Source organism: Pantoea sp. ANP04, assembly GCF_041982285.1.
In the GTDB taxonomy this organism is placed as follows: domain Bacteria; phylum Pseudomonadota; class Gammaproteobacteria; order Enterobacterales; family Enterobacteriaceae; genus Pantoea; species Pantoea eucalypti.
The window spans coordinates 1-24,798 of the sequence record NZ_JAUTYS010000021.1 but is presented as its reverse complement, the minus strand read 5'-3'; the positions used below and the strand labels follow the sequence as shown (position 1 = coordinate 24,798).

At 53.9% G+C, this 24,798-nt stretch carries 21 protein-coding genes; 14 read left to right on the top strand and 7 right to left on the bottom strand.

Annotated elements, in window-relative coordinates:
- Positions 1 to 45 precede the first annotated feature (45 nt).
- The 7 genes from yhdP to csrD all read right to left on the bottom strand — a co-directional run bounded on the left by yhdP (position 46) and on the right by csrD (position 11,053).
- The gene (gene yhdP / locus Q7C21_RS21335) at positions 46 to 3,885 is read right to left on the bottom strand and encodes an AsmA2 domain-containing protein YhdP (RefSeq protein ID WP_375151082.1); all 3,840 of its coding nucleotides are present in this window, start codon (positions 3,883 to 3,885) and stop codon (positions 46 to 48) included.
- Between the two features lie 150 nt (positions 3,886 to 4,035).
- Positions 4,036 to 5,505 (bottom strand): ribonuclease G, encoded by a 1,470-nt coding sequence (rng, locus tag Q7C21_RS21330; protein WP_008925811.1) that lies wholly within the window; start codon positions 5,503 to 5,505, stop codon positions 4,036 to 4,038.
- Positions 5,495 to 6,088, bottom strand: coding sequence for a nucleoside triphosphate pyrophosphatase (locus Q7C21_RS21325; RefSeq protein WP_003855266.1), 594 nt, complete (start codon positions 6,086 to 6,088; stop codon positions 5,495 to 5,497). The genes rng and Q7C21_RS21325 overlap by 11 nt, the downstream gene beginning before the upstream one ends.
- An 8-nt stretch (positions 6,089 to 6,096) precedes the next feature.
- Positions 6,097 to 6,585 carry a rod shape-determining protein MreD gene (mreD, locus tag Q7C21_RS21320; protein WP_003855265.1) on the bottom strand — a complete coding sequence of 163 codons (489 nt, stop codon included), beginning with the start codon at positions 6,583 to 6,585 and terminating at the stop codon, positions 6,097 to 6,099.
- Entirely contained in the window at positions 6,582 to 7,601 is a 1,020-nt protein-coding gene (mreC, locus tag Q7C21_RS21315; RefSeq protein WP_003855263.1) for a rod shape-determining protein MreC, read from the bottom strand. Before mreC ends, mreD begins: the two co-directional genes overlap by 4 nt.
- A gap of 148 nt (positions 7,602 to 7,749) precedes the next feature.
- On the bottom strand, positions 7,750 to 8,793 hold the full coding sequence (mreB, locus tag Q7C21_RS21310; RefSeq protein ID WP_003855260.1) for a rod shape-determining protein MreB: 1,044 nt from the start codon (positions 8,791 to 8,793) through the stop codon (positions 7,750 to 7,752).
- A 310-nt stretch (positions 8,794 to 9,103) separates the two neighbouring features.
- Positions 9,104 to 11,053: an RNase E specificity factor CsrD gene (gene csrD / locus Q7C21_RS21305; protein ID WP_003855254.1), complete on the bottom strand. Its 1,950-nt coding sequence runs from the start codon at positions 11,051 to 11,053 to the stop codon at positions 9,104 to 9,106.
- 284 nt (positions 11,054 to 11,337) lie between these two features.
- On the opposite strand from csrD, the gene msrP reads away from it, so the two are divergent.
- From msrP to Q7C21_RS21235, 14 genes are all read left to right on the top strand, one after another.
- Entirely contained in the window at positions 11,338 to 12,342 is a 1,005-nt protein-coding gene (gene msrP / locus Q7C21_RS21300) for a protein-methionine-sulfoxide reductase catalytic subunit MsrP (RefSeq protein WP_003855250.1), read from the top strand.
- Entirely contained in the window at positions 12,343 to 12,948 is a 606-nt protein-coding gene (gene msrQ, locus Q7C21_RS21295) for a protein-methionine-sulfoxide reductase heme-binding subunit MsrQ (protein ID WP_003855248.1), read from the top strand.
- Positions 12,949 to 13,180: 232 nt separating this feature from the next.
- A complete protein-coding gene (aroQ, locus tag Q7C21_RS21290) occupies positions 13,181 to 13,633 on the top strand; it encodes a type II 3-dehydroquinate dehydratase (protein WP_008925813.1) in 453 nt (150 codons plus the stop codon).
- A gap of 25 nt (positions 13,634 to 13,658) precedes the next feature.
- Positions 13,659 to 14,120, top strand: a complete 462-nt coding sequence (gene accB, locus Q7C21_RS21285; protein WP_003855242.1) for an acetyl-CoA carboxylase biotin carboxyl carrier protein — start codon at positions 13,659 to 13,661, stop codon at positions 14,118 to 14,120.
- Between the two features lie 11 nt (positions 14,121 to 14,131).
- Entirely contained in the window at positions 14,132 to 15,481 is a 1,350-nt protein-coding gene (gene accC / locus Q7C21_RS21280; RefSeq protein ID WP_003855240.1) for an acetyl-CoA carboxylase biotin carboxylase subunit, read from the top strand.
- Between the two features lie 71 nt (positions 15,482 to 15,552).
- On the top strand, positions 15,553 to 15,795 hold the full coding sequence (locus Q7C21_RS21275) for a YhdT family protein (protein ID WP_003855238.1): 243 nt from the start codon (positions 15,553 to 15,555) through the stop codon (positions 15,793 to 15,795).
- Positions 15,785 to 17,230, top strand: coding sequence for a sodium/pantothenate symporter (panF, locus tag Q7C21_RS21270; RefSeq protein ID WP_003855236.1), 1,446 nt, complete (start codon positions 15,785 to 15,787; stop codon positions 17,228 to 17,230). Before Q7C21_RS21275 ends, panF begins: the two co-directional genes overlap by 11 nt.
- Before the next feature lie 16 nt (positions 17,231 to 17,246).
- Entirely contained in the window at positions 17,247 to 18,128 is an 882-nt protein-coding gene (prmA, locus tag Q7C21_RS21265) for a 50S ribosomal protein L11 methyltransferase (RefSeq protein WP_003855234.1), read from the top strand.
- Between the two features lie 367 nt (positions 18,129 to 18,495).
- Positions 18,496 to 19,461 carry a tRNA dihydrouridine synthase DusB gene (dusB, locus tag Q7C21_RS21260; protein WP_008925814.1) on the top strand — a complete coding sequence of 322 codons (966 nt, stop codon included), beginning with the start codon at positions 18,496 to 18,498 and terminating at the stop codon, positions 19,459 to 19,461.
- Positions 19,462 to 19,484: 23 nt separating this feature from the next.
- A complete protein-coding gene (gene fis / locus Q7C21_RS21255; RefSeq protein ID WP_003855228.1) occupies positions 19,485 to 19,781 on the top strand; it encodes a DNA-binding transcriptional regulator Fis in 297 nt (98 codons plus the stop codon).
- A 546-nt stretch (positions 19,782 to 20,327) separates the two neighbouring features.
- Positions 20,328 to 21,353 (top strand): amino acid ABC transporter substrate-binding protein, encoded by a 1,026-nt coding sequence (locus Q7C21_RS21250; protein ID WP_003855224.1) that lies wholly within the window; start codon positions 20,328 to 20,330, stop codon positions 21,351 to 21,353.
- Between the two features lie 67 nt (positions 21,354 to 21,420).
- A complete protein-coding gene (locus Q7C21_RS21245) occupies positions 21,421 to 22,599 on the top strand; it encodes an amino acid ABC transporter permease (protein ID WP_008925815.1) in 1,179 nt (392 codons plus the stop codon).
- Positions 22,600 to 22,614: 15 nt separating this feature from the next.
- The gene (locus tag Q7C21_RS21240; protein WP_003855220.1) at positions 22,615 to 23,715 is read left to right on the top strand and encodes an amino acid ABC transporter permease; all 1,101 of its coding nucleotides are present in this window, start codon (positions 22,615 to 22,617) and stop codon (positions 23,713 to 23,715) included.
- 8 nt (positions 23,716 to 23,723) lie between these two features.
- Positions 23,724 to 24,485, top strand: a complete 762-nt coding sequence (locus Q7C21_RS21235; protein WP_003855214.1) for an amino acid ABC transporter ATP-binding protein — start codon at positions 23,724 to 23,726, stop codon at positions 24,483 to 24,485.
- Positions 24,486 to 24,798 lie beyond the last annotated feature (313 nt).

Genomic DNA, 24,798 nt, shown 5'->3' with positions numbered 1-24,798 from the left:
GCTCAGATAATCATAGCCTGCGGTAATTCCGGTACGGCGTCAAATTCACTTGTTGTCAGTTTCACGCGGTTTACGCAGTACTTCATTGATTTCCGGCTTATCCAGTGGGCCACTGATGTGATAACGCAGCAGCGATATCTTGTTCCAAAGGGGTCCCAGAACTTTACTGGCGGCAAACACCGCGGCACCAATCACCGGATTGATGGCAAAGGCGGTTGCCACGCCGACTGAAGCGGATATTTCCGGCGCCACCACCGCTTCCATGTCAATCTGACGTTTTACCAGGTCGAGATTGCCCTGCATGGCGATATCGGCTTCCAGCCCATCCACCAGCAGGTTATCGGTGCGCATCCTGCCGTTTTCGATCCAGGCGGTGCCGTTAATCGAATCGAAATAGAACGAGTTGGTAAAGGTGTCGCTGAAGTCGAAGCGCAGCTTGCGCAGCAGCGCATCAAAGCTCACCAGTCGCAGGATTTTTCCCGCTGTGCCTGTGTTGACATCCGCAATCTGGCCTTTGCCAAAGTGGGTCTTCAGGGTACCGCTCAGCGTCTCTGCGGAGGGCTGCCAGGGGGCAGAGCGCCAGTGCAGGTCGTAAGAAATATCAAATGGCGCATCGCGCAGCGGCGTGTTGACACCAAACCAGTTGGTCGCGTTATTGATATTCGGGCCTTTAAGCGTCCCCTTCAGAGAGGTACGCTGGTCATCGGGACGGTTAATCCACTCACCGTTAATTTTAAGCTGCGAACTGCCGGTATCCACTTTACCATTAGTAAGCGCTAACTTATCTCCTTCAGGTTGCAGCGCCGCGGATACCTGACCATATTTCTGGCCGAGCACCCAGCATTCTTTACAGCGTAATTGCAGGGCGGGCCACTGGCTGAAATTAATGTTTTTGGCTTGCTGAGGAGGCGCTTTGCTGCCTTTATCAGCATCACCTGCATCATTGCCCCACTGCGGATTGTAGTAGAGGTAATCCAGGTTCACTTGCCACGGCGCTTTAGGTGCCATTAGCAGCGCACCACGCAACTCTTTCGCCTTGACGCTGACCTGGCTATTGCCGCCTGAACCCTGCGCCAGCGTCGCCTCAACATCATGCCATTGCTGCCCGGCCAGCGTGACTGCCGGACTGCGCAGCGTGATGTTACCCGGCAGCGTGACGCCACCCGTCTGGAAATCGCTACCGCCGCCTGATGCACGTGTCCCGGAAGAACCTCCGGCAGCCATCATCGCCACCCAGGCCTCGCCATCCAGCGCAGGCAGGTTCAGCACCATGCCAGCATGATCGGGCAGAGCCGGCGTTTTCCGGGCATCATTCAGCCAGATGCCGCGGTCAACACGCAACGTCGGCTCCAGCAACCAGCGGCTGTTAAAACGGTGGTCTTCATCAATGCTGCCACTGAGATCGAAATGGTTCAGGTCACCGCTGGCCTGAATGGCAATCGGCATTGCCTCACCGGCATTTTTATCGAGCGGTGCAGGTAAGTGACTACTTACTTCTTTGGCATTACCGTTCAGTACCACGTCATAACGCGCCCCGCCATGATGGGGCAGCGTGATATTCACGTCGCCCTGCCAGGGGAGATGCCCGCCCAGTTGCTTACTGACAGCTGCCGGGACCTCGCTGATTTTAGCGGGTTGCCAGTCGCCCTGAAGTTTGACGTTCACGCCAAAGTCGTCCGGGTTCTCTTTGGTGCTGAAACGGACGCCCATCGGCTGACCAAACCAGTTTGCCCGCAGATCCTCACTCTCCAGATTGCCATTATCGTAACGGAAGCGGCCTGAAAGGTTGTTGATCGTGGTTTTTAACGGCTTGATAAACAGTGAATTATTGTTCAGATCGACATTGCCGCGGGCGTGCACCTGCTCTCCATCCAGTGGAATATCCAGATTCAGATGGCCACCGACGCGGCCTTTGATTTCCAGCTCCGACAGCGCGGCACCCAATGAAGGTTTCAGCGGCGTCTGATCGAAATAGTCAGCGATCTGCGGACCTTCGCCGCTGATATCCCCGTCGATGATCAGTTTTTCTTTAAGATAGTCCGGGATCACCGCCGTGACATTATGCGCGTCCACCTCGCCCAGTCGGGCAATGGGTGCTTTCATCCACAGACCGTCGTTCAGGAAGTTAAGGTCAATATCGAGATTGCTCAACGCCGGCCATTTGGGCTGAAACGCATAGGTCGCCTGGCGAAGCGGCACCCAGACCTGGAACATGCCATCATTGTGCTTGAACGGGAACAGCGCCGGGTTACCTGCAAACAGCAGCGTGGCATTGTCCACCTTGCCACCCTTCACTGCCCCACTCAGATAGTGCGTCAGGCTATTACCCATCAGCGGTACCGGGAAGTAGCGCCAGGCATCGCCCGCATCGGTAAGCCGGATACCGGCCAGAATATCCAGACGGGGTTCACCACCGCTATTCTGCTGATAGCTGAAATCCCCACGCGCCCAGAGCGAGCGAGCCTGCAGGTCAAGGTTTTCACCCGCCAGCGTGAGGCCATGTTCATCACGCAGCCACCGCACCGCACCGGTCACGCGCTTAATCTCTAAAGGGGCCTGGAACATATCGCCATAGGGAACGGTTGCCGCCCCCATATCTACACTGACCTGACCATTGCTCAGGCTGCCGCGCGCTTCACCGCTTAAATGGCTGATGCCCGGCAACAATTTCCAGTGCTGCCAGCTGAAATCACGCCACTTTACCTGGACGCGGGTTTTTTCAGGCTGCTGTAAGGGAATATCCAGCGCCAGGCCATCGACGGTGCCTTGTGGCTGCAGCGTCTGCCAGTTTTCAAACAGCGCCGGAGAGAGCGGCGCAAACAGCGGAACGATAGGTGCAATATGGCTCAATACCAGTTGTGTCGCGCGAACACGTACTTCCGGCTGACCTTCCGGCCCCAGCAGCTGTTTATCCTCAGGACGCCATAACAGAGAGAAGTGGCCGGCGGGCCATGACTGGCCGTCAGTGCTGAGCCGCGTGTGCGGCACATTGACGACCCAGCCATTCTGGAAGCGTGACAAATGCGCGGTCAGCCCATCGACGTCTATGCGGTGTCGGCCGGTCTCGCCCTGCCAGCTGGCGCCCCCCTTGCGCAGCAGCAGATCACCGGCATAAATGTCGCCATCACGCAGGTTGACCCAGGCTGCCAGGCTGAAGCGGGCGCTGTCCAGGCGGGTGTTATCGCGCACCCAGCGGCCCAGCCATGGACGCATGTCGACGTCGTCGGCCTGCATCCAGATGCGACCATCATTGAGTACGCCGTTGCTGTCATTGAGATCGAGCCGCACCTGAACTACGCCGTGCTGGCCGGTAAAGCTCGACAGACTGACTTCACCCTCGGCCCGGTGGCGGTTGTCTTCGTTGACCCAGGAGAGTCGCGGAATCGCCAGTTCAGCATGCTGGCCGGAAGGGGTGCGGAAACGGATGGTGCTATCCCGCAGGTCGAAGTGGTCAAACTGACGCAGAAAGAGTTCATTAATCTGCGCCGGACGGAAGCTGTTTTTCTCTTTGTCGTTGTCGAGTAAAGGACGATTAGTCTCGAGGTGCAGCTGCCAGAAGGTCAGATCGCGAAACTGCCAGCGCCAGTGCAGCAGGGATTGCCAGACGTCGAGCGCCAGGTTGATGCGATTGATCGAGAGTTTACCGTTCTCATTAAGATCAACGTTGAGATCGCGTACCTGCAGAGTCGGGCCAAAGTTCTCCCACTTGCCCTCTAACTGGCTGGCGTTAACCGGCACACCTGTGCGGTCAGAGATGAATTGCAGAAGGTTGCTGCGATAGCTGTCGAGATGCGGCATCACCAGACGCAATCCGCTGACCAGCAGCGCGACAATCACGATGATTGCCGCGACCAGCAATAACAAAATCCTCGGCAACTGCCTCACGCACGCCTCTCCTTGTGTTCCGTAAACGACGGATAGTTGGTTCTTAATACCCGACCGTCTTCAGATGAAAGCGTTAAAAGCGCGCATTTTATCTCAAACAAGGGCGATTTTTCAGCCCGATTTCCGAAGAAACCGGTATTCGGACTGGTGTTACATCATCACCACGTCGAACTGCTCCTGAGTGTAGAGCGCTTCGACATGGACTTTGACCTGCTTGCCGACAAAGATTTCAACTTCAGCCAGTGCATGAGACTCGTCGGTTTTTAACGCTTCACCGACCGTCGGTGAAACATAGACCAGGAAACGGTCAGAATCATAGGCGTGGTGAACCCGGACAATTTCACGCATGATCTCATAGCAAACCGTTTCAACGGTTTTCAGCGTGCCGCGCCCTTTGCAGACCGGGCAATCCTGACATAGAACGTGCTCAATGCTTTCACGGGTACGCTTACGCGTCATTTCCACCAGACCCAACGTCGAGAACCCATTGATACCGGTTTTAACCCGATCTTTACTGAGTGCGCTTTCCAGCGAATGCAGTACCCGGCGCCGGTGGTCTTCATTGCTCATGTCAATGAAGTCGATAATGATAATGCCTCCCAGATTACGCAGTCGCAGCTGACGCGCGATCGCCTGAGTGGCCTCAACATTGGTATTAAAGATCGTCTCATCCAGATTGCGATGGCCGACAAACGCACCGGTGTTGATATCGATAGTCGTCATCGCTTCGGTCTGATCGATGATCAGATATCCGCCTGACTTTAGTTCAACTTTGCGATCCAGCGAACGCTGAATCTCATTTTCGACATCAAACAGGTCGAAAATAGGCTGTTTACCGTTGTAAAGCTCCAGCTTGCCGGCCATTTCCGGGATATATTCACCGGTAAATTCCACCAGCATGTCGCAGGTCAGACGGGAGTCGACCCGGATGCGATCCAGCGCAGCGCCGGCAAAATCACGCAGAATACGCTGGGCCAGCGCCAGCTCGCCGTAAAGCAGGCAGCGGGTCTGGTTGCGCTTTTTACGTTCGCTGACTTTGGTCCAGAGACGTTTGAGAAAAGCCGCGTCCTGCGCCAGCTCCTCTTCTCCAATTCCCTCTGCGGCGGTGCGGATGATAAAGCCACCGAGGTCGTCGCAGTAGTCAGCCACCACCGCTTTAAGCCGATCGCGCTCTTTCTCACTCTCAATGCGCTGAGAGACACCAACATGCGATGCGCCCGGCATAAAGACCAGGTAACGCGAAGGCAGGGTAATGTCCGTCGTCAGCCGGGCACCTTTAGTACCCAGTGGATCCTTGACGACCTGAACCACCAGATCCTGTCCCTGACGCACCAGCTCAGCGATATCACGCACGATGAAGTTTTTCTTTTCGTCGCCCGCCACACATTCAGTATGCGGCATGATGTCAGAGGCGTGCAGAAAGGCCGCTTTTTCCAGACCGATATCGACAAAGGCGGCCTGCATGCCGGGCAGAACACGACTGACACGTCCTTTGTAAATATTGCCAACAATGCCGCGCCGCGCTTCACGCTCAATATGTATTTCCTGAAGGATGCCGCCGTCAATATAGGCAACACGCGTTTCAGAAGGCGTGACGTTAACCAGTAATTCAGCCGTCATGTTGACCTCTTACAGCACGCAGTGACTGGAAATGGCTGATCAGCTCCGCTGTCTCAACCAGAGGTAATCCGACCACTGCATGGTAGCTTCCATTAATTTTTCGGACAAAGTTTCCTCCCCTGCCCTGAATACCGTATGCACCCGCTTTATCCATCGGTTCGCCGGTAGCGATATAGTCGTCGATGTCGGTCTCCGTTAAGGTGCGGAATGTCACATCAGTGGTCACAACGCAATCCAGCGCCTGCTGGCTGTCGGCCAGCGCTACCGCCGTCATCACCTGATGTGTATGGCCCGAGAGTTTGCGCAGCATCGCGTGGGCATGGGCGGCATCGCGTGGTTTTTCCAGCACGTCGCCATTCAGCACCACGATGGTATCCGCGCCCAGCACCGGCAGATCCTGCGCGGCCAGTCTGACACCTGCCTGCGCTTTGTCGTTTGCCAGACGGCGGACATAAATTTCCGCCGCTTCATTTGGCTGACGTTGCTCTTCAACGTCAGTCACGATGCGCTCAAATGTCAGGCCAAGTTGAGTTAACAGCTCACGACGACGCGGTGAACCGGAAGCAAGATAAAGGGTTACCATAAATTTCCTTATTGAACAGCGAACTGACGACGAATTTTTCTCATTAATAAGAATAGCCAGGGCCAGAGAATACCGTCGACGACACTGCTCCAGAAAATTTCAGGTCGGAATGAAACGTTGATTACCAGGAACTCTGCCCAGAAGACAATCACATCCATCGCCAGTGACAGCACCATAACCATTAACGCTTGCTGCCACAACGCTAAGTTGCGGAATAACTGGAACTTAAAGGCAATCAGGTAGGCGATGATACTGAGCGCCAGCGCACGCACGCCAAGCGTCGATCCGGCAACCAGATCCATGATGGCACCCAGCACAAATCCAGTACCGACATTGACCCGATGTGGCAGTGCGAGAACCCAATAGATGAGGATCAGTAGCAGCCATGAGGGCCGGAACATATAAATCTCTTCCGGCCACGGCATGATTTGCAGGACTAACGCAACCAGGAAAGAGAGCCAGATGACCCAGCGTCCCTGGCTACGATATCGACTCAAGGCTGGCCCCCGCGTGAACGCGAGGAGTTGCTCTGTCCGCTGCTGCTGGCAGACGGAGCAGGCGGTCCCATCTGAGCGGCTGGCGCTGGCGGGCCCATTTCACCGGCAGGCGGTAAAACCTGCGGCATCATCTGCATCAGACGCTCGTTCGCAACGCGGTGCACCTCATCCTGCGGCAGTGGCATATCGCCATTGCGGTCAGCGCCCCACAGCAACAGCAGGTAACGCAGACGCTGCAGACCGGCGGTCGGATGGGCCTGAATCACCGTGTAAGCGCGCTGGGTGTCCACTTTCACAGAGGAAACCACACCCACCGGATAACCTTCAGGGAAACGACCACCAATGCCAGACGTCACCAGCACATCGCCGACACGAATGTCAGTATTACCCGGCAGATGCTCAAGCTGAAGATCTTCATTACAGCCGTTGCCGGCGGCAATCACACGAATGTCATTACGCAGCACCTGAATCGGCAGGGCATGAGATGCATCACAGATCAGCAGAACACGGCTGGTGAGTTGTCCGACCGCGATGACCTGACCCACCACACCTTTGTCGCTGATGACCGGCTGACCTTCATAGACACCGTTAACGCTGCCTTTGTCGATCACAACCTGGTCGGTGTAAGGATCGGTGCCGGTGGAGATCACCTGCGTCACCATCTTTTGCTCATCCTGACGCAGCGGTGAACCCAGCAGTTCACGCAGACGTGCGTTTTCCTGCTTATATTGCCCCAGCATTAGCAGGTTACTGTTTTTCAGGAAGAGTTCACGACGTAACGCTTTGTTTTCCTGCTCCAGTTGCTGACGCGATGCCAGCGACTCGGACACGCCATCCAACAGCTGACGTGGTCCATTGGCCAGGAAGTAAAACGGACTGACCGACGTATCCAGATAGTTGCGTATTTGGGTAAAAGAACCCACACGGCTGTCGGCAATAATAATGGCAATCGCCACAATTACCGCCAGAAAAAGACGCAACTGCAGGGAAGGCCCCCTGCTAAAAATCGGCTTCATATAATCTGCGTGATCCTCGACAACAGGAGAGGAAGCGACGGCAAAAAACCGTGCTTCCCTGGGCTGAACGCACTGTACCGGCACAGATATCGCCGGTTCACATGCCACTCCCTCGCATGATCATTGCGTTCGCAGCCGGTTGAGGCAATTATTCTTCGCTGAACAAATCGCCGCCATGCATGTCGATCATTTCCAGCGCCTTGCCGCCACCGCGAGCCACACAGGTCAGCGGATCTTCAGCAACCACCACCGGAATGCCCGTCTCTTCCATCAGCAGGCGATCCAGGTTACGCAGTAATGCACCACCACCGGTCAGCACCATGCCACGTTCCGAGATATCTGAAGCCAGCTCAGGCGGACACTGCTCAAGGGCAACCATCACCGCGCTAACGATGCCGGTTAATGGCTCCTGCAGCGCTTCCAGAATTTCGTTGGAGTTTAGCGTAAAGCCGCGCGGTACACCCTCTGCCAGGTTACGACCACGGACTTCAATTTCGCGGACTTCATCGCCCGGGTACGCTGAACCGATCTCATGCTTGATGCGTTCTGCGGTCGCTTCGCCAATCAGTGAACCGTAGTTACGACGCACATAATTAATAATAGCTTCATCGAAGCGATCACCACCAATACGGACTGATGAGGAGTAGACCACACCGTTCAGGGAGATCACGGCCACTTCTGTTGTACCACCACCAATGTCGACGACCATTGAACCGGTTGCTTCAGAAACGGGCAGACCTGCACCAATCGCCGCAGCCATCGGTTCTTCAATCAGAAAGACTTCACGCGCGCCTGCGCCCTGAGCCGATTCACGAATCGCACGGCGTTCTACCTGGGTTGCGCCAACGGGCACGCAGACCAGCACACGTGGGCTGGGACGCATAAAGCTGTTGCTGTGAACCTGCTTGATGAAGTGTTGCAGCATTTTTTCGGTCACGAAGAAGTCAGCGATAACGCCATCTTTCATCGGGCGGATAGCTGCGATATTGCCTGGCGTACGGCCGAGCATCTGTTTGGCGTCATGACCCACGGCCGCGACACTTTTCGGCGAACCGGCACGGTCCTGTCGAATAGCGACCACGGAAGGCTCGTTCAGCACGATGCCCTGTCCTTTTACGTAAATCAGGGTATTCGCGGTACCCAGGTCAATGGACAAGTCGTTGGAAAACATGCCACGAAATTTTTTAAACATACTAAGGGATAATCCTGCAAGCTGGGGGCGGAAAATAAAATCCGCTTACTTTACCAACCACACGAAGCTGCCACAAGGCGCAAAAACGTTCTGCTTCGGTGAAAAAAGACGCCTGATTGCGTTTAAGTCATCTGAACCGACGATCTGCAACAGCAGAATGCCGACCAGACGCCATCAGCACTGCTTTTCCCGCGTTTTCCCTGCGCCATGCCCGACATAAAATCTAACATTTCCGGCAGCAAGGTCAGGGATTCAGATGCGGCTAAACATTAAAAAAACCGCAAATTGTCGTTGTTACGACGGCAATTCATTAAATACGGTAACGTTGAGAATATTTCTTCACGTTACTGTTTACCGGAAGCGAAGAGGCAAAAAAGTCTCCCTGTCCGCCTGCGACACCCAGCGCCACTAATGTCTGCCACTCCGCCTTTGTACGAACACCCGTTGCAAACACCTGAATGCCAGTACATTTACAGACTTCAAGCAGGCTCTGCACAAACAGCTGGTTTTCTGTTCGCCGCTCAATATTACGGACCAGACCCGCATCAAGCTTGATCAGTTCCAGCGGCAGCTGTCGTATATAGGCGCTGCTGACCACAGTCAGACCCGCCTGATTGACGGCAACCCGGCAGCCAAAGGCTTTAAGTGCGCGGAATACTGGCGCTAAACGGTTGATGTGTTGACATACATCTGCCTCGGCAAGTTCAAATAAAAATCGTTTTCTTTGTGCTTTCGGACACTGCAACAGCATATTCTGTAGCCAGACGACAAATGGACGCTGCAGGAGCGAGGTTATTGTCACCGGGATGACCAGCGTCTCTTCCGGCCAGAGTTCTGAGAGTGCGGCAATGCGGGTCATCAGTTGGCGATCCCAGGCATCAGCCATCCCCAGTTGCTGAACCAGCGGCATATATTCTGCGGCCAGCACCTCTTTATCGCCATCGAAGATGCGGGTCAGCATCACCCGATGCTGAACTTTACCTTCAATATTAACGGTGGGTTTGTGGTAAAGCCTTGGGCCACCCCGGCTGAGTGTGTTCTCCAGCAAGGTTCGCCAGCGCACACTTCCGCGTCCGGCATCCTGAGGATTTCCAGCACCGTTAGTCCAGTTGTTACCGCCCAGCAGTGCCGCTCGTCGGGTGGCCATTTCAGCATTTTCAATTACCTGCGGCACGGTCTGTCCGCTGTGCCAGGCACTGATACCGATGTGAATCAGATCATCACGATTCACCATGCGCATCGGCGGCAGAGAATCGACAGCATTAATAAGTTGATCAGCAATACTGTTAGCCTCTTTGAGGCTGCGATGCGGCAGTAATACGGCAAAATCACTGCGGAAATAGCGTGCCAGTAAAGCGCCAGGGTAGCGCAGCACAAAAGTAGAGAGCATGTTGACGAAATTAAACAGGTACTCCTCAACCAGTCCCTGCTCCAGCCTGTCTTTCAGTGTGTCCAGATCGGGCAGACGCACCATCATCACAACACCGTGAGTGCCGACATTTTCCTGATCCTCCAGCAAAGTCGCGAGCTGGTTGTCAAAGAAAAGTCGGTTATTAAGACCGGTACGCCCGTCCTGTGCGGCAAAGGTACGGATTAGCGTGTCGATACGCAGGCGCTGTTCGCCCGCTTCCTGCAGATCCGCCAGCAAGAGATCCATGGCACGGCTCGCCCTGGGAGGCCACTCATCCGCACCACGGTCTGGCATGATTCCACGCTCACCGTTAATAATCGCCTCTGCCCGTGCTTCAAAATTTTCCATGCCGCGCCACTGCCGACTGAGCCAGCGATGCATCATCAGCAACAACAGACTCATCACCAGCACAACGGTAAACAGAATGCCCAGCGTGTAAGTTCCGGTGATAGAACGTAGCCAGGTTTTAGCAGGATCAAGGGTAACGACCCGCAGCTGTAAGCCGGTTTGATGCATTAAAGGCACATCGACCTGAAAAAAACGATTGGGCTCGTCTTCCAGCATCTGATTTTCGTGTCGGGAGAGAGTGAGAAAAGTCTGTTTGCCGTCGTGAAGAGAAATCTGCTCAGCATTCATTATCGGCATCATACGCGTAAGCCAGCCGTGCAACGCTGCAGGCGACTCAGTGAACATCGCCTGATCGACCTCCGTCGCCAGCACCTGCGCCCGATGCTCAACCCGCTGATGGCTGAACCAGAAAACACTTAATGCGCAGCCAGCCAGCATCAACGACATTGCCAGCAAACTTAAAAAGGTAATAAACGCAGATAATTTTGTGGTTAATCGCATCCCTGTGCCTGTATTACTGCGGTGATAACCGGATCATCCGACCTTGTACCCTTAGCCTGACGAAAACGCGAGCAAAATAGCATAATTTGCCCCTGCCGACAGCGCCTGGACGCATGAAGCCGAAGTATATCCCCGGGATATCATCGCAGGTGTTAATCCCGGCAACTTTCAGTGCATTCTCATCGCCGTGCTCAGCCAGGAAATTTCACATTTTCACAGCGAAACTGGCTGATATCAGCGATAGTCATCATGCTGGATGATGACATCCTGTCTGGAGAAGCCAAATGAAACGCATATCCCACCTGACCGAAGCCGACGTAACGCCGGAAAGCATTTTTAACCTGAAGCGCCGCCAGGTGCTGAAAACGCTGGGACTGAGCGCGGCGGCAATGGGTATGCCGGGCGTGGCGAATGCCGATATTCTCAGTTGGTTTAAAGGTAATGACCGTCCACCCGCGCCCGCTGGCCGGGCGCTGGACTTTACTAAACCGGCGAAATATCAGGCCGATCTGACCTTAACACCTGAGGATAAAGTCTCTGGCTACAACAACTTCTATGAGTTCGGGCTGGATAAGGCCGATCCGGCTGCCAATGCAGGTACGCTAAAAACTGCCCCCTGGAAGCTGACCATTGATGGCGAAGTGGCTAAGCCTGTGACGCTGGACATGGATGACATCTTTAAGCGGTTTGCTATGGAACAGCGAATCTATCGCATGCGCTGCGTAGAGGCCTGGTCGATGGTCGTGCCCTGGATAGGCTTTGAGCTGAATAAGCTTCTTTCGCTGGCGGAACCCACCAGCAAAGCGCGCTTTGTCGCCTTCCAGACGTTGTACGACCCGGAGCAGATGCCCGGCCAGAAAGATCGCTTTATTGGCGGCGGACTCAACTATCCTTATGTAGAAGGTTTACGCATTGATGAAGCGATGCACCCGCTGACGATACTGACCACCGGTGTCTATGGCAAAGCGTTGCCGCCGCAAAATGGCGCACCGATTCGTCTGACGGTACCGTGGAAATATGGTTTTAAAGGCATCAAGTCGATTGTGAAAATCACGCTGACCGACAAACAGCCGCCAACGACCTGGAATCAGATTGCTGCCGACGAGTATGGCTTTTATGCCAATGTGAATCCCCATGTTAATCACCCTCGCTGGTCGCAGGCGACAGAGCGATTCATTGGCCCTGGCGGCAGTCTGAAGGTCGAACGCCAGCCAACGCTGTTGTTTAACGGTTATGCCGAACAGGTAGCGTCACTCTACCGAGGCATGGATTTACGGGAGAATTACTAGGTGGTCCGCCTGTCGCTAAAACAGATCACATGGCTCAAGGTGATCCTGCATCTGGCGGCCCTGTTGCCGCTGGTTTATCTGATTCTGGCCGCAATGCAGGGTGGACTGAGTGCGGATCCGGCAAAAGATATTCAGCATTTTACCGGCCGCATGGCGCTGAAACTGCTGCTGGGGACGCTACTGGTTTCACCGCTGGCACGTTACGGCAGGCAGCCGCTTCTTATCCGCACGCGTCGTCTGCTCGGCGTATGGACCTTTGTCTGGGCGTCCCTTCATCTGCTGAGCTATTACCTGCTGGAGCTGGGCGTGGACAATCTGCGTCTGCTGGGCAGCGAACTGATCTCCCGTCCCTACCTGACGCTGGGTATTATCAGCTGGCTGATATTACTGGCCCTGGCGGTAACCTCTTTCCAGCGCGCTCAGCGCAGACTCGGTAAGCGCTGGCAAACCCTGCACAACGCGGTCTATCTTGTCGCGATCCTTGTGCCGATTCACTATATCTGGTCGGTGAAAATCCTGTCACCCCAGCCACTTATCTATGCCCTTCTTGCTGCGATACTGTTAGCGTGGCGTTACAAAAAATTTCTCAAATGGTGGTCCCGCTAGCGCTTCACCCGTTGTTTTCCTCTGCCGTTTTCTGATAAAAGATGTGGCCCGCAGGCTACATCCGATCATCTTCGCAGATAAGACCAGTATTTTGCTGCGAAATGACACGAAACGGATATAATGCCCGGCTTTATTGCTCGTCGGATCTTCTTTTTAGCCCCGAAAGGTGACAAATGAAGATTCGCAAGGTATTTTACGCGATGCCTCAATGATTGCGGGAGATGGCAGCACGATGGCGCATAAATTACATATTCTGCTTTTGAACGGGCCCAACCTTAATCTGTTGGGAACACGTGAACCTGAGAAATATGGTCATACCACGCTTAGTCAGATCGTGGACGATTTGACGCGTCAGGCAGACCAGCTGAATGTGGAGTTGAGCCACCTGCAGACCAATGCTGAATTTCAGCTGATTGATCGCATTCATGAGGCCAAAGGCAATGTGGATTACATCATCATTAATCCTGCCGCGTTTACCCATACCAGTGTCGCATTACGTGATGCCCTGCTGGCGGTAGAAATACCGTTTATCGAGGTTCATCTCTCTAATGTGCATGCCCGCGAGCCCTTCCGCCATCACTCCTATCTTTCTGATGTTTCTGCTGGCGTGATCTGTGGGCTTGGCGCTGACGGCTACACATGGGCTTTACAAACGGCAGTAAAACGCCTGTCTCAATCTCATTAATCAAACTGAGTACGGAACCCCACTCATGGATATTCGTAAAATTAAAAAACTGATCGAACTGGTTGAAGAGTCTGGCATTTCTGAGCTGGAAATCTCTGAAGGTGAAGAGTCCGTTCGCATCAGTCGTGCCCCTGTCAATACGGGTTACCCGATGATGCAGCAGGCTTACGCTGCGCCGGTTCAACAGCCTGCTCTGGCAACCGCTGTAGCCCCTGTTGCAGCGGCTGCCGAAGCGGCACCGGCTGAAATCAGTGGTCACATCGTGCGTTCACCGATGGTAGGGACCTTCTACCGTACGCCGAGCCCGGATGCGAAAGCCTTTGTGGAAGTTGGCCAGAAAGTGAATGCTGGCGATACCTTGTGCATCGTCGAAGCCATGAAAATGATGAACCAGATCGAAGCTGATAAGTCGGGCGTAGTGAAAGCTATCCTGGTTGAAAGCGGTCAGCCGGTCGAATTTGACGAGCCACTGGTTATCATCGAGTAACGGGGCAGATCATGCTGGATAAAATTGTTATTGCTAACCGTGGTGAGATCGCACTGCGCATTCTGCGTGCCTGTAAAGAGCTGGGCATTAAGACTGTCGCGGTACACTCAAGCGCGGATCGTGACCTGAAGCACGTGCTGCTGGCAGACGAAACTGTCTGCATCGGCCCGGCGCAGTCAGTTAAAAGTTACCTCAATATCCCGGCGCTGATCTCTGCTGCAGAGATTACCGGCGCGGTGGCGATTCACCCAGGCTACGGCTTCCTCTCTGAGAATGCCGATTTTGCCGAGCAGGTTGAGCGCTCCGGCTTTATCTTTATCGGCCCGAAAGCAGATACTATTCGCCTGATGGGCGACAAAGTCTCTGCGATCAATGCGATGAAGAAAGCAGGCGTCCCAACCGTACCGGGTTCTGACGGTTCACTGACCGATGATATGGACAAGAACCGTGCCTTTGCTAAGCGCATCGGTTATCCGGTCATCATCAAAGCCTCGGGCGGCGGTGGCGGTCGTGGTATGCGCGTCGTGCGCAGCGACAAAGATCTGGAACAATCCATCAACATGACGAAAGCGGAAGCCAAAGCGGCATTCAGCAACGACATGGTTTACATGGAGAAGTATCTGGAGAATCCACGCCACATCGAGATTCAGGTACTGGCTGATGGTCAGGGTAACGCGATCTATCTGGGCGAACGTGACTGCTCAATGCAGCGTCGTCACCAGAAAGTGGTTGAAGAAGCGCCAGGCCCAGGTATTACTGAGGAACAGCGTCGCTTTATCGGCAATCGCTGTGCTAAAGCCTGTATTGAGATTGGCTATCGTGGCGCAGGTACGTTTGAGTTCCTGTATGAAAACGGTGAGTTCTACTTCATTGAGATGAACACCCGTATTCAGGTGGAACATCCGGTGACCGAGATGATCACCGGTGTTGATCTGATCAAAGAGCAGCTGCGTATCGCCGCAGGCCAGCCGTTGTCGATCAAACAGGAAGATGTGATCATTCGCGGACATGCGGTCGAGTGCCGTATCAACGCCGAAGATCCCGTGACCTTCCTGCCAAGCCCGGGTAAAATTACTCGCTTCCACGCGCCAGGCGGTTTTGGCGTGCGCTGGGAGTCGCATATTTATTCAGGCTATACCGTGCCGCCTTATTACGACTCCATGATCGGTAAGCTGATCACTTACGGCGAATCACGCGACGTGGCCATCGCCCGCATGAAAAATGCACTGGCGGAACTGATCATCGACGGTATCAAAACCAACGTTGAACTGCAGATGAAAATCATGTCCGACGAAAACTTCCAGCACGGTGGAACCAATATCCACTATCTGGAGAAAAAACTCGGCCTGCACGAGAAGTAATCGCAACGCTGAGTAGTCAGAGGCCGGTTAATCCGGCCTTTTTCTTTTTCCGCTGGCGTTAAGGTTGAATCATGGACGCTCGTTTTATACAGGCTCATAAAGAGGCGCGCTGGTCGCTCTGGCTCACGCTGCTCTGGCTCGCGGCCTGGGGGCTCTCTGCCTGGCTGGGTGGCAGTGAAATCGGTGTCACCGGTCTGCCGCGCTGGTTCGAACTCTCCTGCCTGTTTGCTCCCCTGTTGTTCATTTTCCTGTGCTGGATGATGGTGCGGGTCATTTTCCGCGACATGCCGCTGGAGGATAAAAGTGAACAGTGAAATTATCCTGCCATTGCTGATTTATCTTGTCGTCATTGCCGCGCTGTCGGTATTTGCCGTTCGTAAAAGACGTGAAGGCAGTTTCCTGACGGAATACTTCCTTGGCAGCCGCTCCATGGGCGGGTTTGTGCTGGCAATGACGCTTACTACCACCTATATCAGCGCCAGCTCGTTTATTGGTGGCCCCGGTGCTGCCTATAAATATGGGCTGGGATGGGTATTGCTGGCGATGGTACAGGTGCCCGCCGTCTGGCTGTCGTTAGGTGTGCTGGGGAAGAAGTTTGCCATTCTGGCGCGTAAGCATAATGCGGTGACGCTGAATGACATGCTCTACGCCCGCTATCAGAGCCCGCTGCTGATCTGGCTGGCGAGCCTGAGCCTGCTGATCGCCTTTATCGGTGCCATGACAGTGCAGTTTATTGGCGGGGCGCGGCTGCTTGAAACCGCCGCAGGTATCCCCTATGACACCGGTCTGCTGATTTTTGGCGGCACTATCGCGCTTTACACTGCGTTCGGCGGATTCCGTGCCAGCGTGCTGAATGACGCGATGCAAGGCATTGTGATGCTGATTGGCACCTTTCTGCTGCTGTTCGCGGTGATTCATCAGGCTGGCGGCCTGAGCACGGCCGTGCAGAAACTGCATGACATCGATCCTGCTCTGCTGTCGCCGCAGGGGCCAGGCGAAATCATTACACCCACCTTCCTCAGCTCGTTTGTCGTGCTGGTCTGCTTTGGCGTGATTGGCCTGCCGCATACTGCGGTGCGCTGCATCTCATATAAAGACAGCAAAGCCGTACATCGGGCCATTATTCTCGGCACTATTGTGGTGGTGATTCTGATGCTGGGAATGCATCTGGCCGGTGCGCTGGGCCGGGCAATTCTGCCTAACCTGACTGTGCCGGATAGTGTTATTCCTGTCCTGATGATTACCGTACTGCCTCCGTTAGCCGCCGGATTGTTTCTGGCAGCACCGATGGCCGCGATCATGTCGACCATTAATGCCCAGCTGTTACAGGCCTCGGCCACGCTGATTAAAGATCTCTATCTGCGTGTCGCACCGCAACAGCTGGAAAATGAGACACGGCTGCGACTGTTATCTGGCACCATTACCTTCGCACTGGGTCTCCTGCTGCTGATGGCGGCATGGAATCCACCCGATATGATTATCTGGCTCAACCTGCTGGCATTTGGCGGCCTTGAGGCGGTTTTCCTGTGGCCGCTGGTTCTGGGCCTCTACTGGGAGCGCGCTAATGCCGCTGGGGCCATCACCGGCATGGTGGTGGGGGGAGGCTGCTACGCTTTTCTGGCGAGCCTTAACCTGCAGATACTGGGTTTTCACCCCATCGTGCCCTCACTGCTTTTGAGCCTGCTGGCATTTTTAGTGGGCAACCTGTTTGGACGCGCGCCGCAAGCGGTCGACGCGCCGCAACACTGACGGAAAGAGAGACGTTATGCCGTGGATTCAAATCAAAATTAACAGCTCAGGTGAACATGCGGAAACGCTGAGCGATGCGCTGATGGACATCGGTGCGGTTTCAGTGACTTTTCAGGATACCCATGACACGCCGGTGTATGAGCCACTGCCAGGCGAAACGCGTCTGTGGGGTGATACTGATGTGATCGGCCTGTTCGATGCTGAAACTGACATGGCTGTCATTACTGCCGAACTGGAGCAGCATCCGCTGCTGGGCGCCGGTTTTCGCCACCGGATCGAGCAGATCGAAGACAAAGACTGGGAGCGCGAATGGATGGAAAACTTCCACCCAATGCGCTTCGGCGAACGTCTCTGGATCTGCCCAAGCTGGCGTGACGTGCCGGATCCCGATGCCGTCAACGTGATGCTTGACCCGGGTCTGGCGTTTGGAACGGGTACCCACCCCACTACCTCACTTTGCCTCACCTGGCTTGACGGTCTGGATCTGGACGGCAAAACAGTGATCGATTTTGGCTGTGGATCGGGGATCCTGGCGATCGCCGCATTGAAGCTGGGTGCAGCTCAGGCAATTGGCATTGATATTGATCCGCAGGCCATTCAGGCCAGCCGGGATAATGCAGAGCGCAACGGCGTCTCTGACCGCCTGTCACTTTATCTGCCCCACCAGCAACCCGACAACCTGCAGGCTGACGTGGTGGTCGCGAATATTCTGGCCGGTCCGCTACGTGAGCTGGCACCGCTGATCAGTGTACTGCCCAAGTCTGGTGGACACCTGGGCCTTTCGGGCGTTCTGGAGAGCCAGGCTGAGAGCGTATGTGAAGCATACGCCGGCGAGTTCACACTCGACCCGGTTGCCGTTAAAGAGGAGTGGTGCCGAATTACCGGGATTAAATCCTGAATCTGGCGCCTGTCTACCCCTTCTGATATCGCACTGGCCGGCCCGCAGTGCCTTAACAGAACATTCAACCAGCCCGCAGCGTAAGCTGCGGGATTTTGCGATTTGAAATGGATGCTTGTATCGTTAATCACGTTATGTGACGTTTTTTATCTGGTGAATTGACGTACTTTTCTGGAAAAACTTTTGTTCACAATTTCAGCATAAAAAATTAACTGACTGATATTTAAGGTGAATAATCATAATCCCCGATCATCATCCGGATTTCATTGATCTTTCTTGCTGATTGTTCAAAGTTTGGCCTTTCATCTTCCTGCAAAAATGCGTAATATACGCCGCCTTGCAGACACAGTATGGCCATTCTGACTTCATGCGTATTGGAAACCTCCAGCTGAGAAATCGACTGATTGCAGCACCGATGGCCGGTATTACCGACAGGCCGTTCAGGGCGCTGTGTCACGAAATGGGTGCAGGTATGGCAGTTTCTGAGATGTTGTCTTCTAACCCGGAAGTGTGGGCTAGCGACAAATCCCGATTACGCATGGTTCACAGTGATGAGCCAGGCATTCGCGCCGTGCAAATTGCCGGTTGCGATCCCAGTGAAATGGCGCAAGCTGCACGCATTAATGTTGAGGCTGGTGCACAGGTCATCGACATTAATATGGGATGCCCTGCCAAGAAGGTTAACCGCAAAATGGCGGGTTCAGCCTTGCTGCAATATCCCACCGTGGTGGAGTCTATCCTCTCCGCAGTGGTTAATGCAGTGAATGTGCCGGTTACGCTGAAAATTCGTACTGGCTGGGATCCTGAAAACAGGAACTGTGTCGCGATTGCCCAATTGGCTGAACGCTGCGGTATACAGGCTCTGACGATACATGGTCGCACTCGTGCCTGCCTGTTCAACGGAGAAGCTGAATATGACAGCATTCGGACAGTTAAGCAGAGTGTCTCCATTCCGATTATCGCGAATGGAGACATAACTGACCCGCATAAAGCCAGAGCGGTGCTCGACTATACAGGGGCCGATGCTCTGATGATAGGACGCGCTGCTCAGGGAAGACCGTGGATCTTCCGGGAAATCCAGCATTATCTGGACACTGGGGAGTTGCTTGCCCCGCTGCCAATGGCAGAGGTCAAGCGCTTGCTTGTTTCGCATATACGTGAGCTGCACGACTTTTACGGTTCAGGCAAGGGATACCGTATAGCGCGAAAGCACGTCTCCTGGTACCTGCAGGAGCACGCCCCGAATGACCAGTTTCGGCGCACATTCAACGCCATTGAGGATGCCAGCGAACAGCTGGAGGCGTTGGAGGCATACTTCGAAAATCTTGCGTAACGAAATAAAGAGCTGAAAGAACTATGTTCGAACAACGCGTAAATTCTGACGTACTGACCGTTTCTACCGTTAACTCACAGGATCAGGTAACTCAAAAACCTTTGCGTGATTCGGTTAAACAGGCACTGAAGAACTATTTTGCTCAACTGAATGGTCAGGATGTGAGCGACCTGTATGAGCTGGTTTTGGCTGAAGTCGAGCAGCCTCTGTTGGACATGGTGATGCAGTATACCCGTGGCAACCAGACCCGTGCTGCCCTGATGATGGGTATCAACCGCGGTACGCTGCGTAAGAAATTGAAAAAATACGGCATGAACTGATTTTTAGTTCTGTCTGTTAATCACGCCAGCCTTCGGGCTGGCGTTTTTATTTGTGCCTGTTCACACAAATTCATCGCCAGACCAGTGAAACATTTGCGGGTAATATGGTAACTATAGTTGCAATTGCTGGCGTGATATTTCACCTTCTCGCTTTTGCTTGTGCTGATTTGACTTAATCTCTCTTCTGAAAATCACCCAGCCCAAACCCCTGCCAGTGCTGGGGATGTGACTTTCTACGCATTAAAAAAGCAATACTATCCCTTCGTACATATATGCATGAGCGATTGCTCACACTGCTCCCATATAGTGAAACTATTTGCACTAATTGTGATCGAGTCGACTCGCATTGCTTCCTTTTGGTGCGCCATATTAGCGAAACTTTCTAAGTACTTCCGAATATTAACCGTTCTTTCATATGAATTCAGGATTCTGCAAAACTGGCATCAGCTTTGCAAAGTCGTGGATGGCTGACCGCCACAGACAGGAAAAAAACGCACATTAAAGTGCGCAAACATAACAACATGATCCCGCCACACAGGATGCTTTATGAAAAAGATGATGCTCTCTACGCTGATCGCCGCCGCCTCACTGGTTGGCCTTGCTCAGCAAGCACACGCAGGCACCACTCTGGATGCGATAAAGAAAAAAGGTTTTGTTCAATGTGGTATCAGTGACGGCCTGCCGGGCTTCTCCTACGCCGATGCGGGTGGCAAGTTTACCGGTATCGATGTAGATGTGTGTCGTGCGACGGCTGCCGCTGTGTTTGGCGATGCGACCAAAGTGAAATATACCCCGCTGACTGCGAAAGAGCGCTTCACCGCGCTGCAGTCAGGCGAAGTGGATGTGCTCTCACGCAATACCACCTGGACTTCATCGCGCGATGGCGGCATGGGCTTTCTGTTTGCGGGCGTGAACTATTATGACGGTATCGGCTTCCTGACTCACAAGAAAGCCGGCCTGAAAAGTGCGAAAGAGCTGGATGGCGCGACGGTCTGTATTCAGTCAGGTACCGATACCGAGCTGAACGTGGCGGACTATTTTAAAGCCAACAAAATGCAATATACGCCAGTGACCTTTGACCGCTCTGATGAATCTGCGAAAGCACTGGATAGTGGACGCTGCGATACGCTGGCATCTGACCAGTCTCAGCTTTACGCCTTACGCATTAAGCTCGGCAAGCCTGACGACTTTATTGTTCTGCCAGAAGTGATCTCCAAAGAGCCGCTGGGGCCATTGGTACGTCGTGGTGATGATGACTGGTTCACCATCGTCAAATGGTCGCTCTATGCCATGCTGAATGCGGAAGAGATGGGTATTAACTCGAAAAACGTCGACCAGATGACAGCCAAACCAACGACACCAGACATGGCACACTTCCTGGGTGCCGAAGGTGATTTTGGTAAAGATCTGAAGCTGGATAATAAGTGGGCCTACAACATCGTTAAGCAGGTAGGTAACTACCAGGAAAGCTTCGATCGTAACGTCGGTAAAGATAGCGCACTGAAGATCGCACGTGGCCAGAATGCGTTGTGGAATCAGGGCGGTATCCAGTACGCACCACCGGTACGTTAACAGACCTCACCAATCGGGCACCGTATTCTGCGGTGCCCTGCCCCAGCTCTCGTATTGAGGTTTCAACATGTCACAACGCCCAACCGTGAAAAGGGATTTTTCATTTGGTAATCCCACGGTTCGCGCCTGGATTTATCAGCTCATCGCCGTCGTCGCGGTGCTTGGTGTGGTGGGTTATCTGGTGCATAACACCATTATTAACCTGGACAATCGCGGCATTACATCGGGGTTTGGATTTCTTGAACGCACTGCCGGTTTCGGCATCGTTCAGCATCTTATTGAGTACACGGAGGGAGATACCTACGCGCGCGTGTTTCTGGTTGGATTAACCAACACGCTGCTGGTCTCTGCGCTCTGTATTGTTTTTGCGTCGATTCTCGGATTCGCGGTCGGTCTTGCCCGCCTGTCTGACAACTGGCTGCTGCGGAAGCTCTCAAATATCTATATTGAAACTTTCCGTAATATCCCGCCTTTGCTTCAGATTTTCTTTTGGTACTTCGCGGTTTTACGCAATCTGCCAGGCCCACGCCAGGCGCTGAATGCGTTTGATCTGGCGTATGTCAGTAATCGCGGACTTTATGTGCCGTGGCCGACCTATGCACCTGGCAGCTGGCCGTTTGTTATCGCACTGCTTCTGGCGGTAGCGGTGAGCTATGCTCTGTACCGCTTTAACCGCCAGCACCAGTTAAAAACCGGTGAGTTACGTCGCACCTGGCCCGCAGCCGTTGGAATGCTGATTCTCTTTCCTTTGCTTGCGCATCTTGGGTTTGGCGCAGCGATGCACTGGGATGTGCCGCAACTGCGTGGATTCAATTTCCGCGGCGGCTCGGTGATGATACCGGAGCTGGCGGCACTGACGCTGGCACTGTCGATCTATACCTCGTCGTTTATCGCTGAAGTGATCCGCTCAGGAATTCAGTCTGTGCCGCATGGTCAGCATGAAGCCGCCCGGTCGCTGGGTCTGCCGAATCCGGTAACGCTGCGCCAGGTCATCATCCCTCAGGCCATGCGCGTCATTATTCCGCCGCTGACCAGCCAATATCTGAACATCGTAAAGAACTCCTCACTCGCCGCCGCTATCGGTTATCCCGATATGGTGTCGCTGTTTGCCGGATCGGTGCTCAATCAGACTGGTCAGGCCATTGAGACGATCGCTATCACGATGGGCGTTTACCTGATTATCAGTCTGCTGATATCGATGCTTATGAACTTCTATAACCGCAAAATTGCGCTGGTTGAGCGTTAAGAGAACGGGATAACTATGTCTGTGACTACGCATGAAACGCCCCCCGTCCCGACGACGCCTGTCAGTCGCGCCTGGCTTTGGGCTCGTAAAAATCTATTTTCCAGCTGGTTTAACACGTTACTGACGCTGTTCTGCATCTGGGTAATCTGGCACGTTATTCCGCCCGCGCTGAACTGGCTGGTCTTTCAGGCAAACTGGATTGGTACCACGCGCGCCGATTGCACCAAAGAGGGAGCCTGCTGGGTGTTTATCCATGCGCGTTTCGGCCAGTTCATGTATGGGCTTTATCCGCATGAGTTGCGCTGGCGTATTAATCTGGCGCTGGTGATCGGCCTGGTGTCGATTGTGCCGATGTTCCTGAAGAGCCTGCCGTATCGTGGACGCTACATTGCGGCATGGGCCGTGATCTATCCGGTGATTGTCTGGTTCCTGCTGTATGGCGGGTATCTGGGGCTGGAGCGTGTCGAAACACGTCAGTGGGGAGGATTAACGCTGACGTTGATTATCGCGTCGGTCGGTATTGCCGGTGCGCTGCCGCTGGGTATTTTGCTGGCGCTTGGCCGTCGTTCACGTATGCCGGTGGTCCGCACGCTGTCGATTATCTTTATTGAGTTCTGGCGTGGCGTGCCGCTGATTACGGTGCTGTTTATGTCATCAGTGATGCTGCCGCTGTTTATGTCTGAAGGTACTAACATCGACAAGCTGGTGCGCGCACTGGTGGGCGTCATTCTGTTCCAGTCCGCCTATGTGGCCGAGGTGGTTCGCGGTGGTCTTCAGGCACTGCCTAAAGGCCAGTATGAAGCAGCCGAGTCTCTGGCGCTGGGGTACTGGAAGACGCAGATGCTGGTGATTCTGCCGCAGGCGCTGAAACTCACCATTCCCGGTCTGGTTAACACCATTATTGCACTGTTTAAAGATACCAGCCTGGTCATCATCATTGGTCTTTTCGATCTGTTCAGCAGCGTCCAGCAGGCAACGGTCGATCCGACCTGGCTGGGGATGTCGACTGAAGGTTATGTCTTTGCTGCACTGGTCTATTGGATTTTCTGTTTTAGCATGTCGCGCTACAGCCAGTATCTGGAAAAGCGCTTTCACACCGGGCGTACATCGCACTGAGGTTTTACATGACTGACTCTATGACACACACTTCCGACGCGTTGATGATTTCGCTTGAGAACGTGAATAAATGGTACGGGCAGTTTCACGTACTGAAAGACATCAACCTGCAGGTCAAACCCCGTGAACGCATCGTGCTGTGCGGGCCTTCCGGCTCCGGCAAATCGACGACGATCCGCTGTATTAATCATCTGGAAGAGCATCAGCAGGGTCGCATTGTTGTTGACGGTATCCACCTCAACGATGATGTGCGTAACATTGAGCGCGTGCGCACCGAAGTAGGCATGGTATTTCAGCACTTTAACCTCTTCCCGCACCTGACCGTATTGCAGAACTGTACGCTGGCACCTTCGTGGGTGAGAAAGATCCCTAAGAAGGAAGCAGATGAACTGGCCATGCATTATCTGGAACGCGTGCGCATTGCCGAGCATGCGCATAAATTTCCAGGCCAGCTCTCTGGTGGACAGCAGCAACGTGTCGCCATCGCCCGCTCACTCTGTATGAAGCCTAAAATTATGCTGTTTGATGAGCCAACGTCAGCACTGGATCCTGAGATGGTTAAAGAGGTGCTGGATACGATGATTGGTCTGGCTGAAGACGGGATGACCATGCTGTGCGTCACCCATGAGATGGGCTTTGCCCGCACCGTGGCTGACCGGGTGATCTTTATGGATCGGGGTGAGATCGTCGAAGTTGCGCCACCGCAGGAGTTCTTTGCGAATCCTAAATCGGAGCGTACCCGGGCGTTTTTATCGCAGGTTATTCACTGATTACTGGCTCAGTGATCTTACAACCCGGCCTGGTGCCGGGTTTTTTATGGCCTGAAAACTGTCTGAATGCGCTCATTGCGTGGATGCACTGATGCACTGATGCACTGATGCACTGATGATGAACGCGAAGAGTGATGGACTGCTATGAGGGTGTTTTATTGCGGACTTCCACAATGAAAGTGGATTGCCGCAACGAAAAAAGCCCTTCGCATACGCGAAGGGCTCTCTCTTATTTGATGCCTGGCAGTTCCCTACTCTCGCATGGGGAGACCCCACACTACCATCGGCGCTACGGCGTTTCACTTCTGAGTTC

Bases quoted from the DNA above. Each gene is read 5' to 3' on its own strand.
- Q7C21_RS21240 (WP_003855220.1), top strand. From the start codon at position 22,615: ATGTCTGTGACTACGCATGAAACGCCCCCCGTCCCGACGACGCCTGTC.
- mreC (WP_003855263.1), bottom strand. From the start codon at position 7,601: ATGAAGCCGATTTTTAGCAGGGGGCCTTCCCTGCAGTTGCGTCTTTTT.
- mreB (WP_003855260.1), bottom strand. From the start codon at position 8,793: ATGTTTAAAAAATTTCGTGGCATGTTTTCCAACGACTTGTCCATTGAC.
- Q7C21_RS21250 (WP_003855224.1), top strand. From the start codon at position 20,328: ATGAAAAAGATGATGCTCTCTACGCTGATCGCCGCCGCCTCACTGGTT.
- Q7C21_RS21325 (WP_003855266.1), bottom strand. From the start codon at position 6,088: ATGGTAACCCTTTATCTTGCTTCCGGTTCACCGCGTCGTCGTGAGCTG.
- dusB (WP_008925814.1), top strand. From the start codon at position 18,496: ATGCGTATTGGAAACCTCCAGCTGAGAAATCGACTGATTGCAGCACCG.
- msrP (WP_003855250.1), top strand. From the start codon at position 11,338: ATGAAACGCATATCCCACCTGACCGAAGCCGACGTAACGCCGGAAAGC.
- Q7C21_RS21275 (WP_003855238.1), top strand. From the start codon at position 15,553: ATGGACGCTCGTTTTATACAGGCTCATAAAGAGGCGCGCTGGTCGCTC.
- accC (WP_003855240.1), top strand. From the start codon at position 14,132: ATGCTGGATAAAATTGTTATTGCTAACCGTGGTGAGATCGCACTGCGC.
- rng (WP_008925811.1), bottom strand. From the start codon at position 5,505: ATGACGGCTGAATTACTGGTTAACGTCACGCCTTCTGAAACGCGTGTT.
- csrD (WP_003855254.1), bottom strand. From the start codon at position 11,053: ATGCGATTAACCACAAAATTATCTGCGTTTATTACCTTTTTAAGTTTG.
- prmA (WP_003855234.1), top strand. From the start codon at position 17,247: ATGCCGTGGATTCAAATCAAAATTAACAGCTCAGGTGAACATGCGGAA.
- accB (WP_003855242.1), top strand. From the start codon at position 13,659: ATGGATATTCGTAAAATTAAAAAACTGATCGAACTGGTTGAAGAGTCT.
- aroQ (WP_008925813.1), top strand. From the start codon at position 13,181: ATGGCGCATAAATTACATATTCTGCTTTTGAACGGGCCCAACCTTAAT.
- Q7C21_RS21245 (WP_008925815.1), top strand. From the start codon at position 21,421: ATGTCACAACGCCCAACCGTGAAAAGGGATTTTTCATTTGGTAATCCC.
- fis (WP_003855228.1), top strand. From the start codon at position 19,485: ATGTTCGAACAACGCGTAAATTCTGACGTACTGACCGTTTCTACCGTT.
- Q7C21_RS21235 (WP_003855214.1), top strand. From the start codon at position 23,724: ATGACTGACTCTATGACACACACTTCCGACGCGTTGATGATTTCGCTT.